The 14,647-nt window shown below is 73.7% G+C and carries 17 protein-coding genes and 1 tRNA gene; 14 read left to right on the top strand and 4 right to left on the bottom strand.

Features of this window, described 5'->3' with window-relative positions; all coding sequences use genetic code 11:
- The first annotated feature begins 31 nt into the window (after positions 1 to 31).
- A complete protein-coding gene (locus ABD361_RS03575) occupies positions 32 to 235 on the top strand; it encodes a DUF5988 family protein (protein WP_344433164.1) in 204 nt (67 codons plus the stop codon).
- Positions 236 to 246: 11 nt separating this feature from the next.
- Here ABD361_RS03575 and ABD361_RS03570 read toward each other — a convergent pair whose 3' ends face one another.
- Positions 247 to 1,779: a helicase HerA-like domain-containing protein gene (locus tag ABD361_RS03570; protein ID WP_344433163.1), complete on the bottom strand. Its 1,533-nt coding sequence runs from the start codon at positions 1,777 to 1,779 to the stop codon at positions 247 to 249.
- An 88-nt stretch (positions 1,780 to 1,867) separates the two neighbouring features.
- On the opposite strand from ABD361_RS03570, the gene ABD361_RS03565 reads away from it, so the two are divergent.
- On the top strand, positions 1,868 to 2,164 hold the full coding sequence (locus tag ABD361_RS03565; protein ID WP_004929488.1) for a type II toxin-antitoxin system VapB family antitoxin: 297 nt from the start codon (positions 1,868 to 1,870) through the stop codon (positions 2,162 to 2,164).
- A gap of 96 nt (positions 2,165 to 2,260) precedes the next feature.
- A complete protein-coding gene (locus tag ABD361_RS03560) occupies positions 2,261 to 2,983 on the top strand; it encodes a LytR C-terminal domain-containing protein (protein WP_344433162.1) in 723 nt (240 codons plus the stop codon).
- 45 nt (positions 2,984 to 3,028) lie between these two features.
- On the opposite strand, the gene upp is transcribed toward ABD361_RS03560, so the two are convergent.
- Positions 3,029 to 3,664 carry a uracil phosphoribosyltransferase gene (gene upp / locus ABD361_RS03555; RefSeq protein ID WP_344433161.1) on the bottom strand — a complete coding sequence of 212 codons (636 nt, stop codon included), beginning with the start codon at positions 3,662 to 3,664 and terminating at the stop codon, positions 3,029 to 3,031.
- Between the two features lie 158 nt (positions 3,665 to 3,822).
- Between upp and ABD361_RS30615 the strand changes: the two genes are divergently transcribed.
- From ABD361_RS30615 to ABD361_RS03530, 5 genes are all read left to right on the top strand, one after another.
- On the top strand, positions 3,823 to 4,236 hold the full coding sequence (locus ABD361_RS30615) for a hypothetical protein (protein WP_425583131.1): 414 nt from the start codon (positions 3,823 to 3,825) through the stop codon (positions 4,234 to 4,236).
- Between the two features lie 198 nt (positions 4,237 to 4,434).
- Positions 4,435 to 4,962, top strand: coding sequence for a tRNA adenosine deaminase-associated protein (locus ABD361_RS03545; protein ID WP_344433160.1), 528 nt, complete (start codon positions 4,435 to 4,437; stop codon positions 4,960 to 4,962).
- An 81-nt stretch (positions 4,963 to 5,043) separates the two neighbouring features.
- Entirely contained in the window at positions 5,044 to 5,628 is a 585-nt protein-coding gene (gene tadA / locus ABD361_RS03540; protein ID WP_344433159.1) for a tRNA adenosine(34) deaminase TadA, read from the top strand.
- A 10-nt stretch (positions 5,629 to 5,638) separates the two neighbouring features.
- Positions 5,639 to 5,728, top strand: a tRNA-Ser gene (locus ABD361_RS03535).
- Positions 5,729 to 5,904: 176 nt separating this feature from the next.
- Entirely contained in the window at positions 5,905 to 9,144 is a 3,240-nt protein-coding gene (locus tag ABD361_RS03530; protein WP_344433158.1) for an AfsR/SARP family transcriptional regulator, read from the top strand.
- A gap of 61 nt (positions 9,145 to 9,205) precedes the next feature.
- Here ABD361_RS03530 and ABD361_RS03525 read toward each other — a convergent pair whose 3' ends face one another.
- Entirely contained in the window at positions 9,206 to 9,577 is a 372-nt protein-coding gene (locus tag ABD361_RS03525; protein WP_344433157.1) for an STAS domain-containing protein, read from the bottom strand.
- A gap of 509 nt (positions 9,578 to 10,086) precedes the next feature.
- On the opposite strand from ABD361_RS03525, the gene ABD361_RS03520 reads away from it, so the two are divergent.
- From ABD361_RS03520 to ABD361_RS03500, 5 genes are all read left to right on the top strand, one after another.
- On the top strand, positions 10,087 to 10,248 hold the full coding sequence (locus tag ABD361_RS03520; RefSeq protein WP_344433156.1) for a hypothetical protein: 162 nt from the start codon (positions 10,087 to 10,089) through the stop codon (positions 10,246 to 10,248).
- 37 nt (positions 10,249 to 10,285) lie between these two features.
- The gene (locus ABD361_RS03515; protein ID WP_344433155.1) at positions 10,286 to 10,579 is read left to right on the top strand and encodes a Dabb family protein; all 294 of its coding nucleotides are present in this window, start codon (positions 10,286 to 10,288) and stop codon (positions 10,577 to 10,579) included.
- Between the two features lie 203 nt (positions 10,580 to 10,782).
- Complete coding sequence (locus tag ABD361_RS03510; protein WP_425583130.1) at positions 10,783 to 11,703, top strand: RNA polymerase sigma factor SigF; 921 nt, start codon at positions 10,783 to 10,785, stop codon at positions 11,701 to 11,703.
- Between the two features lie 188 nt (positions 11,704 to 11,891).
- Complete coding sequence (locus tag ABD361_RS03505; protein WP_344433154.1) at positions 11,892 to 12,737, top strand: RNA polymerase sigma factor SigF; 846 nt, start codon at positions 11,892 to 11,894, stop codon at positions 12,735 to 12,737.
- 39 nt (positions 12,738 to 12,776) lie between these two features.
- Positions 12,777 to 13,523 (top strand): hypothetical protein, encoded by a 747-nt coding sequence (locus tag ABD361_RS03500; RefSeq protein WP_344433153.1) that lies wholly within the window; start codon positions 12,777 to 12,779, stop codon positions 13,521 to 13,523.
- A 204-nt stretch (positions 13,524 to 13,727) separates the two neighbouring features.
- On the opposite strand, the gene ABD361_RS03495 is transcribed toward ABD361_RS03500, so the two are convergent.
- A complete protein-coding gene (locus ABD361_RS03495; RefSeq protein ID WP_344433152.1) occupies positions 13,728 to 13,967 on the bottom strand; it encodes a hypothetical protein in 240 nt (79 codons plus the stop codon).
- A 174-nt stretch (positions 13,968 to 14,141) separates the two neighbouring features.
- Between ABD361_RS03495 and ABD361_RS03490 the strand changes: the two genes are divergently transcribed.
- A complete protein-coding gene (locus ABD361_RS03490; RefSeq protein ID WP_344433151.1) occupies positions 14,142 to 14,609 on the top strand; it encodes a MarR family winged helix-turn-helix transcriptional regulator in 468 nt (155 codons plus the stop codon).
- The last annotated feature ends 38 nt before the right edge of the window (positions 14,610 to 14,647 follow it).

Below are 14,647 nucleotides of genomic sequence, written 5' to 3'. Positions count from 1 at the left end.
GTCGGCACCGGCCGCCGGGAGACTGGGCCCCATGAGCAGCCCCAAAGCATTCCTCGAAGGCGGCCCGGACGACCTGCCGTCGCGGATCGTCCCCATCGTCCCCCCGGGCATCGAGCTGAAGATCCCGCACCGCGCGGGGTACGAGCACTTCAAGGTCACGCCGCGGCACACGGACACCGCCGAAGGCCGGCTTCAGGTCTTCGAGTGGTTCGAGCGGACGGAGATCGCCGAGTAGCCGGCGGCCCGCTAGCGACGGCGGCGCGTCGTTCCGAACACCGATCGCGTGATCTCGCGGCCCAGCTGCGTGCCGATGGAGCGCGCCAGGGACTTGAACATGCCGCTGCCGACGACCTGTTCGAGGACGGAGGGTTCCGCGCGCTGCGCGGGGCCCTCCGCGGGCCGCTCCGGCGCGGGCGCCGGCGCTTGCGGCTGCGGTTGCGCGGCGGTGAGCTTCTCGTACGCCGATTCCCTGTCCACAGGCTGTGCGTAACGTTCGTACAGCGGCGACATCCGCACCGCCCCCGCCAGGGCCGTCGCGTCCACCGGGCCCATCAGCGAGCAGGGGGCGCGCAGCCGGGTGGCCGCCACCGGCGTGGGGGCGCCCTGCTCGCCCAGCACGGTGACCACGGCCTCGCCCGTACCGAGCCCGGTCAGCACCTCTTCGAGGTCGTACGGGGAGACGGGGAACGTCCGCACCGTCGCCTTCAGGGCCTTCGCGTCGTCCGGGGTGAAGGCGCGCAGCGCGTGCTGCACGCGGTTGCCGAGCTGGCCGAGGACGTCACCGGGCACGTCCTTGGGCGACTGTGTCACGAAGAAGACCCCCACGCCCTTGGAGCGGATCAGCCGGACGGTCTGCGTGACCGACTCCAGGAATTCCTTCGAGGCGCCGTCGAAGAGCAGATGGGCCTCGTCGAAGAAGAACACCAGCTTCGGCTTGTCGAGGTCGCCGACCTCCGGCAGGCCGTGGAAGAGGTCGGCGAGCAGCCACATCAGGAACGTGGAGAACAGCCGCGGCCTGTCCTGGACGGCGGGCAGTTCCAGTACGGACACCATCCCCCGCCCGTCGGCCGCCGTGCGCAGCAGGCCCGCGCTGTCGAACTCCGGCTCACCGAAGAACGCGCCCGCGCCCTCCTGCTCGAAGGCCGTGAGCGAACGCAGGATCACGCCTGCGGTCTGGGTGGACAGCCCGCCGATGTCCCGCAGCTCCGGGCGGCCCTCGTCGGAGGTGAGGAAGGCGACGACGGCCCGCAGGTCCTTGAGGTCGACCAGCTCCAGGCCCTTGGCGTCGGCGTAATGAAAGATCAGGCCGAGGGACTGCTCCTGCGTGCGGTTCAGCCCCAGCACCTTGGCCAGCAGGACGGGCCCGAAGTCGGTGACCGTCGCCCGCAGCGGAATCCCCGCGCCGAGGCCGCCGAGCGCGTAGAACTCGGCCGGGCAGGCCGCCGGGGCCCACTCCTGGCCCACCTCCGCGGCCCGCTGCCGCGCCTTCTCGCCGTCCGCCCCTTCGGCGCCCGGAGCGGAGACGCCGGAGAGGTCGCCCTTCATGTCTGCGAGGAAGACCGGCACCCCGTGGGCCGAGAGCTGCTCGGCCATCAGCTGCAGCGTCTTCGTCTTGCCCGTACCGGTCGCGCCGGCGACCAGACCGTGCCGGTTGAGCACGGACAGCGGCACCCGGACGGGGACCTCGGGATGGCAGGCACCGTCCCAGAGCACGGCGCCCAGCTCCAGGGCCGGGCCGGAGAAGGCGTATCCCGCGGCGATTTCGCTCAGGGGTTCCATCCATCACTCCCGGTATGCGGCTGATTGTCACCATCGCACTCCCGCGCCGTGGCTGCGCTCGGAGCCGCTCGCCCGGTAGGCTTTCCGTGTGATCTTCAAGCGCATCGGAAACGGGCGGCCGTACCCCGACCACGGCCGGGAAAGCACCCGCCAGTGGGCGGATGTTGCCCCTCGCCCGGTACGCCTTGACCAGCTGGTGACAACCAAGCAGCAGCTCGACCTGGAGACGTTGCTCGCCGAGGACTCGACGTTCTACGGGGACCTCTTCGCCCACGTCGTGAAGTGGCGGGGCGACCTCTACCTGGAGGACGGGCTGCACCGCGCCGTGCGCGCCGCCCTCCAGCAGCGCCAGGTGCTGCACGCGCGCGTCCTCGAACTGGACTGACGCATCCGCCGCCCCGTTGGCCCTTTCGGGTAGGGGTCCGCGCAACCCATTGATCATCTAGTAGGCAGCGACCGCACCCCGCACTACGCTGCGTCCATGAGCATGCTCACGCCCCCCGGCATGGGGGGCAAGTACCGCATCACGGGCAACAGGTTTCCCCACATGCGCCGGCCGCCCAACCGCCGCCGGATCGTGCTCGTCAGCGCCGCCGCGGCCGTGGTGCTGGGGCTCACCGGATGGGGAACGCTCCAGCTCGTCGGCGTCTACGGCGGCCTCTCCGGCAGCAGCCAGGACGCTGCCGCCCGGACGGCCGCCAAGGAGAAGAAGAGCGGCGACTGCAAACCCGGCGCCGGCGCCCCACCCGTCAAACGGGCCGACCCCAAGCCGCTGCCGAAACCCGGCGACATCACCGTCAACGTCTACAACGCCACACCACGCGGCGGCCTCGCCAAAATCACGGCGGACGAACTCGAACGCCGCGGCTTCCGCATCGGCCAGGTGGGCAACGCCCAGGCCGACTACGACAAGAAGGTGCCCGGCACCGGGGTGCTGGTGGGCTCCCAGGCCGCCGCCGACGGCGCACTGAAGGTCCTGGGCACGCAACTCGCCGGCACCGAGGTGCACACGGACGAACGCGAGGGCCAGGACGTCGACCTCGTCCTCGGGGCGGGCTACCAGGCGCTCGCGCCGAAGGAGGAGGCGGACAAGGCGCTGACCGCGCTGGAGTCGGGGCAGCCGGCACCGGCGCCCTCGTCCCCGGCGCCGGCCCCCTCCTCCGCCCCGGCGGAGAAGAAGGCGAGCCCGGCCGCCAAGTGCTGACGCACGGCGACCGGGCTCCGCAGTGCCTTGCCTGCGGCAGAGGCGTCAGCCAGCCGTGCCGTACATGCGGTCGCCCGCGTCGCCCAGGCCCGGGACGATGTAGCCGTTCTCGTTGAGGCGCTCGTCGACGGAGGCGGTGACCACGGTCACCGGCGCACCGGCGAGCTCGCGCTCCATGACCTCGACGCCCTCCGGGGCGGCCAGCAGGCACAGCGCGGTGACGTCGTCGGCGCCGCGGTCGATCAGCTCGCGGATCGCCGCGACGAGGGTGCCGCCGGTGGCCAGCATCGGGTCCAGGACGTAGACCTGGCGGCCGGAGAGGTCGTCCGGCATGCGGGTGGCGTAGGTCTCCGCCTTGAGGGTCTCCTCGTTGCGGATCATGCCGAGGAAGCCGACCTCGGCCGTCGGCAGCAGCCGGACCATGCCGTCGAGCATGCCCAGGCCGGCCCGCAGGATCGGCACCACCAGCGGCCGCGGGTGCGACAGCCGCACGCCGGTGGTCGCGGTGACCGGGGACTCGATGTTGACCTGCTCGGTCCGCACGTCGCGCGTGGCCTCGTAGGCGAGCAGGGTGACCAGCTCGTCGGCGAGGCGCCGGAAGGTGGGGGAATCGGTGCGCTTGTCGCGCAGGGTGGTGAGCTTGTGCGCCACCAGGGGGTGGTCGACGACGTGGATCCGCATGACATCGACATTAACCGAGCTTCACGGCCCGGGCGCCCGCCCGGACCCCGTCGGTGGTCTGCCGGCCCGGAGGCATCAAACCACCACTAAGGGGGAAAGTGGGCACGTACGCCCGGTCTGTCGCCGGGCGAGGACCTCGGCACGAGGTGGTGCTGTCCATGGCTGGCGTTGAGAAACGGGAGTCCATAGAGCCCGGGAACGGGCCGCGACGCGGCCCGGGCGAACGACGGGAACGACACGAGAGCGGGGCGCGCACGGGGCGCGCGGCGCGCGGGGACGGCGCGGGCGAACCGCGTCGCGAGGAAGTCCTGGAGCGGCGCCGGGCGCAGCGCGGGCTGCCGGAGGGGCGAAGAGATCCCCGGGCGGGCGCCGCGGACGGGGACGACCCGGGCGGGGACGACCCGGGCGGGGCGGACGCCGGCCCGGAGAGCGCCGAGGACCGCCGGCGGCGCCGGGCGCAGTTCCTCCGAGAGCTGAACGAGGCCAGGGAGCTGCGCGACCGGGTGCAGCCGCGCCGGGCCCGGGCGGCCCGGATGCGCCAGCAGATGCGGATGCGGACCTTCCGGTGGTGAGCCCGCCACCGGCCGGCCACCCCCAGGTCACGCCCGTACGGCGCCCTCCCGGGCCCCACGTGAGCGACATCTCTCGGACTGCTGCACGACGCAGCGCGGAAGACCTCTCGCAACGCCCCGGTTTCTGCCACGATTCCGAGTGGGCGGGGTGGTTCCCCGTCCGGCCCGGCACCGCCTATGACCAGTGGGAGAGTCACGGTGTACTTCGCCGCATTGCTCGCGCGCACCGAAGACGGTTGGGAAGCGAGCGACACAGAACTCGACGATGTGGAGACCCTGGCCGACCTCGTCGACCTCGCCCGGGAGAACGCGGTCGAGGACGACACCGTCGTCGCCCTCATCGAGCAGGAGGACGCCTGGTTCGCCGTCGTGCGGGTGGACGGTGAGGACGACCCGCGCGTCTACGTCTCCAACGCCGCCGTCGCCGCCCGCAGCTCGTACGGGGCGATGCTCGTCGACGAGCTGACCGGCCGCGAGGAGGACGGCTCCGACGACCTCGACGCCCTGGACCTGGACGGCACCGAGGAGGGCGAGCCGGAGCCGGAGGAGGACGACGAGGACGGCGAGGCCGCCGGCGAGGTCGTCCCCCACGGGCCGCTGGGCGACGCCGAGCTCCTGGCCGACCTCGGAGTGAGCGCGAAGGAGCTGCTGGCCCTGGAGAGCGACGCGCTCAGCGACATCGCCGACTCCCTGGGCTGCAGCGAGATCCTGGAGGCCGTGCGCTGACGACCCGGCCCGCCGGGCGGTGAGCCGCCGCCCCGGCGGCCCGCCGCCCGGAGCCCGGGCGCGTTCGCCCACACTGGTGCCATGAACGAAGCCGCCGACCGGAGTGCCGACCGGAGTGCGCCCCTCGCGCCGGAGCCCGCCCCCGATCCCGTACGCGACCCCGTATGCGACCCGTGGCTCGCCCCGATGCGGGCCGCGCTCGCCGAGGCCGAGCGGGCGCCGGACACCGGCGACGTACCGGTCGGCGCGGTGGTCCTCGGCCCCGACGGCTCCGTGATCGGCCGGGGCCGCAACGAGCGCGAGGCCACCGGCGACCCCACCGGCCACGCCGAGGTGCTGGCCATCCGCGAGGCCGCCCGCGCCGTCGGCGAGTGGCGGCTGTCGGGCTGCACGCTGGTCGTCACGCTCGAACCGTGCACGATGTGCGCGGGCGCGATCGTCCTCTCCCGCCTGGACCGCGTCGTCTACGGCGCGGCCGACGAGAAGGCCGGCGCGGCCGGTTCCCTGTGGGACGTCGTCCGCGACCGCCGCCTCAACCACCGCCCCGAAGTGATCTCCGGGGTGCTCGACGAGGAGTGCGCCGGGCTCCTCACGCGCTTCTTCCGGGGAGATGATCGGGGAGGCGATCGGGGAACCGATTTCGGAAGACGGCACCCCGTCCGCTAAGCTTCCTCTCGGTAGCGTGTCCGAGCGGCCGAAGGAGCACGCCTCGAAAGCGTGTGAGGGGGCAACTCCTCCGTGGGTTCAAATCCCACCGCTACCGCCAGGGATCACCCCCGGACCGCGCGAGCGGACCGGGGGTGATCTGCGTTTGCGCGGCTGCGTTTGCCTGACGGCCTGTCGGGTTATGTACGAGTACGTGCATTTCAGATCATTTGCACCACCGCGGACAGCGTCGTGGGCAGCCTCGCGGGCAGTGTCGCACCGGAAAGCAGCCGGCCCATGACCCTGCGCTTCCACGTCCTCGGCCACGTACGGGCCGACCGGGACGGCCAGCCCCTGAAGCTGGGCTCCCCCCAGGAGCGGGCCGCCCTCGCCCTCCTGCTGCTGCGCCGCGGGCGCACCATGAGCACCCCCGAGCTGATCGACGCCCTGTGGGGCCAGGACCCGCCGCACCGGGCCACCGACACCCTGCGCGAGTACGTCACGCGCCTGCGCGCCGTCATCGAACCCGAGCGGGCGCCGCGGGCCCGCGCCAAGGTCCTCGTCTCCACCGGCGCCGGCTACGCCCTGCACGTCCCCGACGACGCCCTCGACGCGGCCCTCTTCGACCAGCGTCTGGCCGCCGCCGCACAGGCCCGCGCCGCCGGCGACCTCACCGGCGCCCACGAGCACCTGGCCGCCGCCCTCGCCACGTGGGAGAGCGGCAACGCCCTGACCGGACTGCCCGGACCCGGCGTCGACCGCGAACGCGAACGCCTGCGCGCCCTGCACACCGGCGCCCGCGAAGACCTCCACGACTGCGCCATCGCCCTCGGCCGGCACACCGACGCCATCACCGGGCTGCGGGCCCTCGCCACCGAACACCCCCTGCGCGAGCGCACCCGCGCCCTGCTCATGCTCGCCCTGCACCGCGCCGGCCGGCAGGCCGAGGCCCTGGCCGTCTTCACCGAGACCGCGCGCCTGCTCGCCGAAGGCGGCGGCCCCGGGCCCGGACCGGAACTCGTCCGCCTCCACGAGCAGGTCCTGGCCGGGGACCCGGCCCTCGCCCCGCCCCGACCGGGCCCGGTGAGCCCCGCCCCGCGGCACGGCGCGGACCGGCTGCCCCCGCAGCCGCCCTGCGGCTTCACCGGCCGCGACGAACTCGCCGCCACGATCCGCGCCGCCCTCACCGGCGACGGCGCCCGCGTCGTCGTCCTCACCGGCCCCGGCGGGGCCGGGAAGACCGCCCTCGCCGTCCACGTCGCCCGGGCGCTGCGCGCCCGCCACCCCGACGGGCCGCTGTGGGCCGACCTGCGCGGCACGCGCGCACTGCCGCCGGACGCGGGCGCGATCCTCGCCCACCTCCTGCACGACCTCGGCGTCACCGACGCCGCCCTGCCGCACGGCACCGACCGCAGGGCCGCCCTCCTGCGCTCCCTGCTCGCCGACCGCCGCACCGTGCTCCTCCTCGACGACGCCCACGACGAACAGCAGGTCCTCCCCCTGCTCCCCGGCGCCGGCGGCTGCGCCGTCCTCGTCACGAGCCGCGCCCCCCTGCAGCTGCCCGGGGCGCAGACGGTCGAGGTGGGCCCCCTGGAGGAGAAGGACGCCCTCCGGCTGCTGGCTGCAGTGAGCGGCAGCGACACGACGGGCCCGCCCGCCCCCGCAGCCGCCGTGATCGCTGCCTGCGAGGGCCTCCCGCTGGCCGTACGCATCGCCGGCGGACGACTGGCGGAACGTTCCGCCTGGACGCTGGCCGACGTGGCCGCACGCCTCGGCGAGGAGCGGGCCCGGCTGGATCACCACGGTGCGCGCGCGGGCGCGGCGGAGGTGGCGGTCGAGGCGGCGCTGTGCGTCGGGTACGAGGCCCTGGACAGGGCGACAGCGGGGGCTTTGCGCCTCTTGTGCACCCCGGACGCGGATCACGCGGACGCGGCGGCAGCCGCGGCGCTCCTGGGGCCGCGCGAGGCACCGGAGGCCGGGGCGCCGGAGGCGGGGGCCCGGGCGGCGTCGGGGGCGGCGCCGCTCGCCGGAGCGCCGGCAGGCGGGGCGCCGGCAGTTGCCGGGGGACCCGTTGCGACACCGCCCGCCGGCGGAACGCCCGTCGCCGGGGCCACACCCACCAGCGGCACACCGGTCGTCGGAGCACCACCCGCCGCCGGAATGCCGGGCGCCAGCACCCACGTCGTCGGGACGGCCGTAGGCCGGGCTCCGACCTGCGGGACCCCGGCCGCGGCCCGGCACGGCGTGCCCGAGGCCGCCGAGGCCGCCGGCGGGGAGGATGCGGTCGAGGCCGCGGCTCGGGTGGTCGCCTCGCTCGTCGACTCGGGGTTGTTGGAGCCGCTGTGCTCCGGGCGGTACCGGCGGCACGCGCTCGTCGAGGACTTCGTGCGGCGGCAGAGCGAACGCAGTGACAGTCCCGCCCTGCGCGAGGCCGCCCTGCTGCGGCTCGGCGGGCATCAGCTCGCCACCGCCGTCGGCGCCCTGCAGCGTCTCCGGCCCGGCAACGTCGTACCCCGCCACCTGCTGCACGAGGCCGCCGGCGGCGGTCTGCCGTTGCCGGGTGGCGCGGCCGTACGTCGGTGGGTGCACGAGGCTCAGCCGCAGGTCCTCGCCACCGTGCGGCAGGTGCTGGGCACGGGCACCGGCGCCGCGCTGCCCCTCGCCGTCGACCTGCTGACCGTATGGGGCGAACTCGCCCCCGCCGCGGGCCTGGAGGCCCCCGCCCGGCAGGCCCTGGAACGGGCCCGCCGTGGCGGCGACGACGTGTGCGCGGCCCGTGCGCTGCGGCTCGTCGCCGCGCCCCGGCCCGGCGCCGACACCTACGAGCGCGCCGAACGCGAACTGCGGGCGGCCCTGCGGTGGGGCGAGGCGGCCGGCGACGCCCTCGCGGCCCTGCTCACGGGCCGCCAACTCGCCCTCGTCCTGCTGGAACTCGGCCGCCCCGAGGAGGCGCTGCCCCTGCTGGTGCGCGCCGAGGAGCGCCTGCGGGAGGAAGGCGCGCAGGCCGACGCCGCCGAGGCGTTGGCCGAGGCGGCCCTGGCGTACGTGGCGGTGGGGCGCACCGAGGAGGCGCTGCGCGCCGTCGACCGGGCCACGGCCCTGGCGCGCGAGGCCGGCGGGCCGGGCGCGCTGGCGCGGGTGCTCGCCGAGTCGGGCCGTGTCCACCTGCGGGCCGGCCGCTCGGCCGCCGCGGCGGACCGGATGCGGGAGGCATTGGAGACGGCCGGACCGGAGGGGACCGACCCGCGCTGGGAGGCCCTCGTCCGGGCCCGGTTGGCCCAGTGCCGGCTGGCGCAGCTGCGGCACCGGGAGGCGATCGCGGCCGCGGACGCGGCGCTGGCGGCGGAGGCGGTGCTGGGGGACGCGCACGTCCGTGCGCTGGCGCTGGCGGCGCGCGGGCGGGCGCAACTTGCTCTGGGTGAGCCGCGGCTTGCGTGGGGGGCATTGCGGGAGGCGCACGAGTTGCTGACGCGGCGGGGGGCGGCGGAGGCGGCGGAGGTGGCGGTGGTGCTGGCGGAGGAGTTCGCGGCGGGGTGACGGTGCCCGGACGGGCCGGCTTGTCGGCCCGTCCGGCGATCGAGGAGGCCAGCCGTACCGCCTACGCCGGCACGCTGCCGGCGACCGGGGCCGGGAAGTCGTCGATCCAGCGGAACGCCGGTTCCACACCGGAGATGCGGATCACCTTCGAGACCATCGCCCCGCCCCGCACCACCCGCAGGCACCCCCCGCCCCGCACCGCCCGTGCCCGGACGCGGAGGAGCAGGCGGACGCCGCTCGCGTCCAGGAACGTCACTGCGCGCAGGTCGACGACCAGATCGCGGCAGCGTGCCGCGAGTGCTTCCATGCGAGGCCCGAGCACCTGCTCGGCCAGGATGTCGATCTCTCCCACGAGTTCCATGACGACCGCTCCTCCGACCACGCGTTCCCGCATGGTGAAGGCGAGCTCGTGCACGCCCATGGCGAACCTCACCGCCCTCCCTCATCGGGCACATCGTGTGCCCTTGTGGTGCCCCGGCAGTGGGTGGATTTCACCTGTCCGGCCGCACCGGGAAAAGCGCGGAAGCCCCGGCTCCGGACCCGTGCGCGAAATGGTCCGGAGCCGGGGCTCCCGGCGGTTGGTGCACGGGGGAGGCGGCGCAAGGGGCGAGCCGCCTCCCCCGACGAGGACACGGTCTCCGGCACGGGCCGCGGTCGGGGGGATTCGCGCGGCCCGGCCCCGCAGTGAGGCCGTATCCCAGGCCCGGGGGATTCCTGCCAGATCCCCGGACCGGCCTCCATCCTCCGCCCGCGCCCGCGTCCCGGAGCCCGGCGAAGGGCCCGGCCCATAGGGTCGAAGGTCCTTAAATGCCGCGTAAGGGAGTGAAACGCGACACGACAGCCCGACACGCCGCCAGTTTTCGGCCATCCGTTCCCTCGCACGGATGCACGGATAGACTCACGCGACCGCACAGGGGACGGCAGCAGGGGAGGCAGTGCGCGGTGCAGACGAAGAAGGTCGTGCTCTGGGGCCTGGGCATCTTCGTGGCGTACACGATCATCCACTCCCCCGCCCGCTCGGCCGAGCTGGTGCAGATAGGGTTCGAGGGCATTTCGGACGCCGCCAAGAACATCGGCGAGTTCGTGACCCAGCTGATCAGCTGATCAGTCGACCGGCCGAGCCGAGAGGACGAGGACGCCTGTGATCCGCCACCTGGTGCTGTTCAAGCTCGACGAGGGCGTGGAGCGCGACGACCCGCGCGTCGTCGCCGGCGTGCGCGCCTTCGAGGGGCTGGGCGAGGCCATCGAGGACCTGCGCTCCTGGGAGTGCGGCTGGAACGTCTCGGACCGGCCGATCGCCTACGACTACGCCATCAACTGCTCGGTCGAGGACACCGACGCGCTGCAGCGCTACCTGGACCACCCGGCCCACCAGGCGGGCGTCGCCCAGTGGCGCGAATTCGCGACCTGGGTGATCGCCGACTACGTGTTCTGACCCGGCCCGGTACGCGGCGTCCGCCCGGCCCCCGCACCGGAGCGCGCCGGTCCGCCGCCTTTCACCGCCTCTCACCGCCTCGGTGGGGGGCGGTTTTTGATGCCAACACGGCTTTATGCGGTGCTTGCACACTACGGACATGTCTTGTGATGCTATGACCGCTTTTGCCGGATGAGTTGATCGAATTTGACCGCGAAGGGGTGGTGACCGTGCCGGCCCGTACAGCGCCCGAAGCCCCCCTCCGGCGCGATGAGCCCACCGGCGAAAGGGACGCCGAGCGGCCGCACGCCGACGGGGTGCCGGACGAGCGCGGGGAGGACTCCGCGCAGCCGGCCGCGCCCGCCGGCCGGTCCCGCGAGAGCCGCGGAGCCGACGCCCGCGCCCTGACGCAGGTGCTCTTCAAGGAGTTCGTGAAGCTCCAGCCCGGCACGCCGGAGCACGCCCGCGTGCGCGCCGCCCTGATCGAAGCCAACCTCCCGCTCGTGCGGTACGCCGCGGCGCGCTTTCGCAGCCGCAACGAACCCATGGAGGACGTGGTGCAGGTGGGCACCATCGGACTCATCAACGCGATCGACCGCTTCGACCCCGACCGGGGCGTGCAGTTCCCGACGTTCGCCATGCCCACCGTGGTCGGCGAGATCAAGCGCTACTTCCGCGACAACGTGCGCACCGTGCACGTGCCGCGGCGCCTGCACGAGCTGTGGGTGCAGGTCAACGGCGCCACCGAGGACCTGACGGTGCTGCACGGCCGCTCGCCGACCACCGCCGAGATCGCCGAACGGCTCAACATCGCCGAGGAGGAGGTGCTGGCCTGCATCGAGGCCGGCCGCTCCTACCACGCCACCTCACTGGAGGCCGCCCAGGAGGGCGACGGCCTGCCCGGACTGCTCGACCGGCTCGGCTACGAGGACCCCGCGCTGGCGGGGGTCGAGCACCGCGATCTGGTGCGCCACCTGCTCGTACAGCTTCCGGAGCGGGAGCAGCGCATCCTTCTGCTGCGCTACTACAGCAATTTGACGCAGTCGCAGATCAGCGCGGAGCTGGGGGTGTCGCAGATGCATGTGTCCCGGCTACTCTCACGGAGCTTCGCCCGTCTGCGCTCCGCAAATCGAATCGAAGCCTAACCCCTGTGGGTGACAGCCCCCCGGTGACATGGGGAAGATATATCGACTTGGCGCTACAGCGTGTTGCCGACATGTGACATTCTGCAGGAACTGCGTTTGCCACAGCGCAGCCTCCGGTATTCAGGTGGAGGCTGAATCCCTCGTGCGAGGGCGCCGCTGTGACCCGTCCGCGACCTCAAGGGGGTGGCATGTCCGTAGACCTGGGCAGCGCGAAGGTGCTCGCCAACGACGCACCGCAGGCGGCTCCGCAGACCGTGCTCGACGACTGCGAAGCCATCGACACCCGCACCCTCTCCCGCTCGTTGTTCCTGCGGCTGGCCACCCTGGAGCCCGGCAGCGCCGAGCGGGCGTACGTGCGCGACACCCTCATCGAGCTCAACCTCCCCCTCGTGCGGTACGCCGCGGCCCGCTTCCGCAGCCGCAACGAGCCCATGGAGGACATCGTCCAGGTCGGGACGATCGGGCTGATCAAGGCGATCGACCGGTTCGACTGCGAACGCGGGGTCGAATTCCCGACGTTCGCCATGCCCACGGTCGTCGGCGAGATCAAACGCTTCTTCCGCGACACCAGCTGGTCCGTGCGCGTGCCGCGCCGCCTGCAGGAGCTGCGGCTCGCCCTCACCAAGGCCAGCGACGAGCTCGCACAGAAGCTCGACCGCTCGCCCACCGTGCCCGAACTGGCCCTGTGCCTCGGCGTCTCCGAGGAGGACGTCGTCGACGGCCTCGCCGTCGGCAACGCCTACACCGCGAGCTCCCTGGACTCCCCCTCCCCCGAGGACGACGGCGGCGAGGGCTCGCTGGCCGACCGCCTGGGCTACGAGGACACGGCGCTGGAGGGCGTGGAGTACCGCGAGTCGCTCAAGCCGCTGCTCGCCAAGCTTCCTGCGCGCGAACGGCAGATCATCATGCTGCGGTTCTTCGCCAACATGACGCAGTCGCAGATCGGCGAGGAGGTCGGCATCTCCCAGATGCACGTCTCCCGGCTGCTGACCCGCACGCTGGCGCAGCTGCGCGAGGGACTCATCTCCGACTGAGTCATGTACAGCTGACGTACCGTCAGCGACACTGGGCCGATGCGACGGAAGACGCTCGTCTCCGCTTCGGCCGCCGCGCTCTGGCTGGGTACGGCGGGCGCCCTGGGCGCCCTCGCCGCCGGCTGCGACAGCGCCACCCGTGACGGCTACGTCGCCGCCGCCTCGGGGGACGCCGGCCCCGGCGGCAACGTGCCGCCGCAGGACGGCGTACGGCTCGTACCGCTGCCGACGCCGACGTCACCACCGTCGCAATCACCGTTCCTGTCGCCGTCGCCGGTGCGCGGTACGGCAACGCCGGCGCCGACGCCGACTCCCACGGTGCGTCGCTCCGTGCCGGCTCCCCGCGCCGTCCCGCCCGCGCACAGGCCGGTTCCGACTCCCGCCACGAGCGGGGGCGCGAGCCCCACGAGGAGCAGCGGCAGCCGCACACCCACGGCCTCGCCGCAGCCCTCGCCGTCCCCCTCCGCCTCGCCCGCCCCACCTGCGCTGCAGGTGAGCGCACCACGCCGCGAACCAGCCGGCGACCGCTGGTGCGAGCAGGTCGCGCTGACCTTCACGAACACGGGCGGCGGCCCGGTCACCGAGGGCACGGTCACCCTGGGCACCCACGTGCTGGGCCTGTGGGGCGACACGGACTGGACGACCGTCACCACGACCCGCCCCCTGCCCGCCCCGATCGCCGCCGGCGAGGCGGCGGAGGGGAAGTGGACGGTGTGCGTGGACGCGTGGCGCGTCCTGCCGGGGATGTGGGTCGAGACCCGGGACGTCACCGCCGACTGGCGGTAGCCGGGCGCCAACCCGGTCCGGGGGTGCCAGGTGTATTGACCCGGCGCCACGGCGCCCTGTAAGGGGCGCGGGGAACTGCGCGACAAGCCACGACGCACCCGCAGACGAAGTGCCGTGCTTCGCCCGGGCCCTGCCGGTGGCGCTTCGGCTGCGGGCCGTCAGTGGCTGATCGCGCAGTTCCCCGCGCCCCTGCGGGGCGTACCTCTACGCCAGGGCCAGCCAGGCCGCGCCCGCCACGAGGGCGATCGCGGCGAGCACGGCGAGGAGGACGCCCACGCGCCCCCCGCCGCCGTCACGGCGGCGCCCGTGCGTCGCGGGCGCCGTGGCGCGCGGCGCGCCCGGTGCCGGTGCGGCCTCGTCGACGAAGGCGCGGAACATCTGCGTACTGCCCGCCGGGTCGTAGGGGCCGTCCTGGTGGGCTTGGGGATGCTGCGGGTTGGCCATGGGCCAGGACCCTAGCGAAGCCGGGGCGGCGCCGGGCCGCGGGGCTGCTGCTTTACGGCCACTCGGGCAAGCCTTGGGGTTTCTTTTACACGATTTTCCTACTTTTCGTTTGCCTTCAGCAACCAATCTTTCTTACAGTTGCCTCAAGCAACCTAAAGTCCGAGGAGCAGGCCCATGGCCGCACAGGAGCAGTACGAAGAGCTGGCCCGCCAACTCAGTGCCATCGGCGCCGTCAAGCGCGGCCTCGGCCGGAGCCTGCCCCAGGACTGCCACCCGGCCACCGCGATCATGCTCGCCCTGCTCAAGCAGGACGGCGACATGCGCATGGGCCGCCTCGGCGAGCTGATGGCCGTCGACGCCTCGGTGACCAGCCGGCACGTCGCCCACGCCGCCGAGCGCGGCTGGCTCGACCGGCGGCCGGACCCCCTCGACCGGCGGTCCCGGCTGCTGAGCCTCACGCCCAGCGGAGAGGCGCTGCTGGAGGAGGTGAGCCGGCGCTACACGCAGGCGCTGGCCACCGCCCTGGAGGACTGGTCCGACGACGACGTCGGCCACCTCATCGGCCTGATGAAGCGGCTGCGCAACAGCTTCGGGGACTGCCGTCCCCGTACGCCCGCGGCCACCACCCGTACGCCCGTCTGACACCCCCCACCGCGAAAGGAAGTCCATGGCCAAGTCCA

This window comes from Streptomyces luteosporeus (genome assembly GCF_039532865.1).
GTDB lineage: Bacteria > Actinomycetota > Actinomycetes > Streptomycetales > Streptomycetaceae > Streptomyces > Streptomyces luteosporeus.
The sequence above is the reverse complement of the archived record's forward strand: the minus strand, read 5'-3'. Positions and strand labels throughout refer to the sequence as shown.

Excerpts from the sequence above, each read along its gene's own strand:
- ABD361_RS03575 (WP_344433164.1), top strand. The coding sequence starts at position 32 with ATGAGCAGCCCCAAAGCATTCCTCGAAGGCGGCCCGGACGACCTGCCG.
- ABD361_RS03570 (WP_344433163.1), bottom strand. The coding sequence starts at position 1,779 with ATGGAACCCCTGAGCGAAATCGCCGCGGGATACGCCTTCTCCGGCCCG.
- ABD361_RS03560 (WP_344433162.1), top strand. The coding sequence starts at position 2,261 with ATGAGCATGCTCACGCCCCCCGGCATGGGGGGCAAGTACCGCATCACG.
- upp (WP_344433161.1), bottom strand. The coding sequence starts at position 3,664 with ATGCGGATCCACGTCGTCGACCACCCCCTGGTGGCGCACAAGCTCACC.
- ABD361_RS30615 (WP_425583131.1), top strand. The coding sequence starts at position 3,823 with ATGGCTGGCGTTGAGAAACGGGAGTCCATAGAGCCCGGGAACGGGCCG.
- tadA (WP_344433159.1), top strand. The coding sequence starts at position 5,044 with ATGAACGAAGCCGCCGACCGGAGTGCCGACCGGAGTGCGCCCCTCGCG.
- ABD361_RS03530 (WP_344433158.1), top strand. The coding sequence starts at position 5,905 with ATGACCCTGCGCTTCCACGTCCTCGGCCACGTACGGGCCGACCGGGAC.
- ABD361_RS03505 (WP_344433154.1), top strand. The coding sequence starts at position 11,892 with ATGTCCGTAGACCTGGGCAGCGCGAAGGTGCTCGCCAACGACGCACCG.
- ABD361_RS03500 (WP_344433153.1), top strand. The coding sequence starts at position 12,777 with ATGCGACGGAAGACGCTCGTCTCCGCTTCGGCCGCCGCGCTCTGGCTG.
- ABD361_RS03495 (WP_344433152.1), bottom strand. The coding sequence starts at position 13,967 with ATGGCCAACCCGCAGCATCCCCAAGCCCACCAGGACGGCCCCTACGAC.
- ABD361_RS03490 (WP_344433151.1), top strand. The coding sequence starts at position 14,142 with ATGGCCGCACAGGAGCAGTACGAAGAGCTGGCCCGCCAACTCAGTGCC.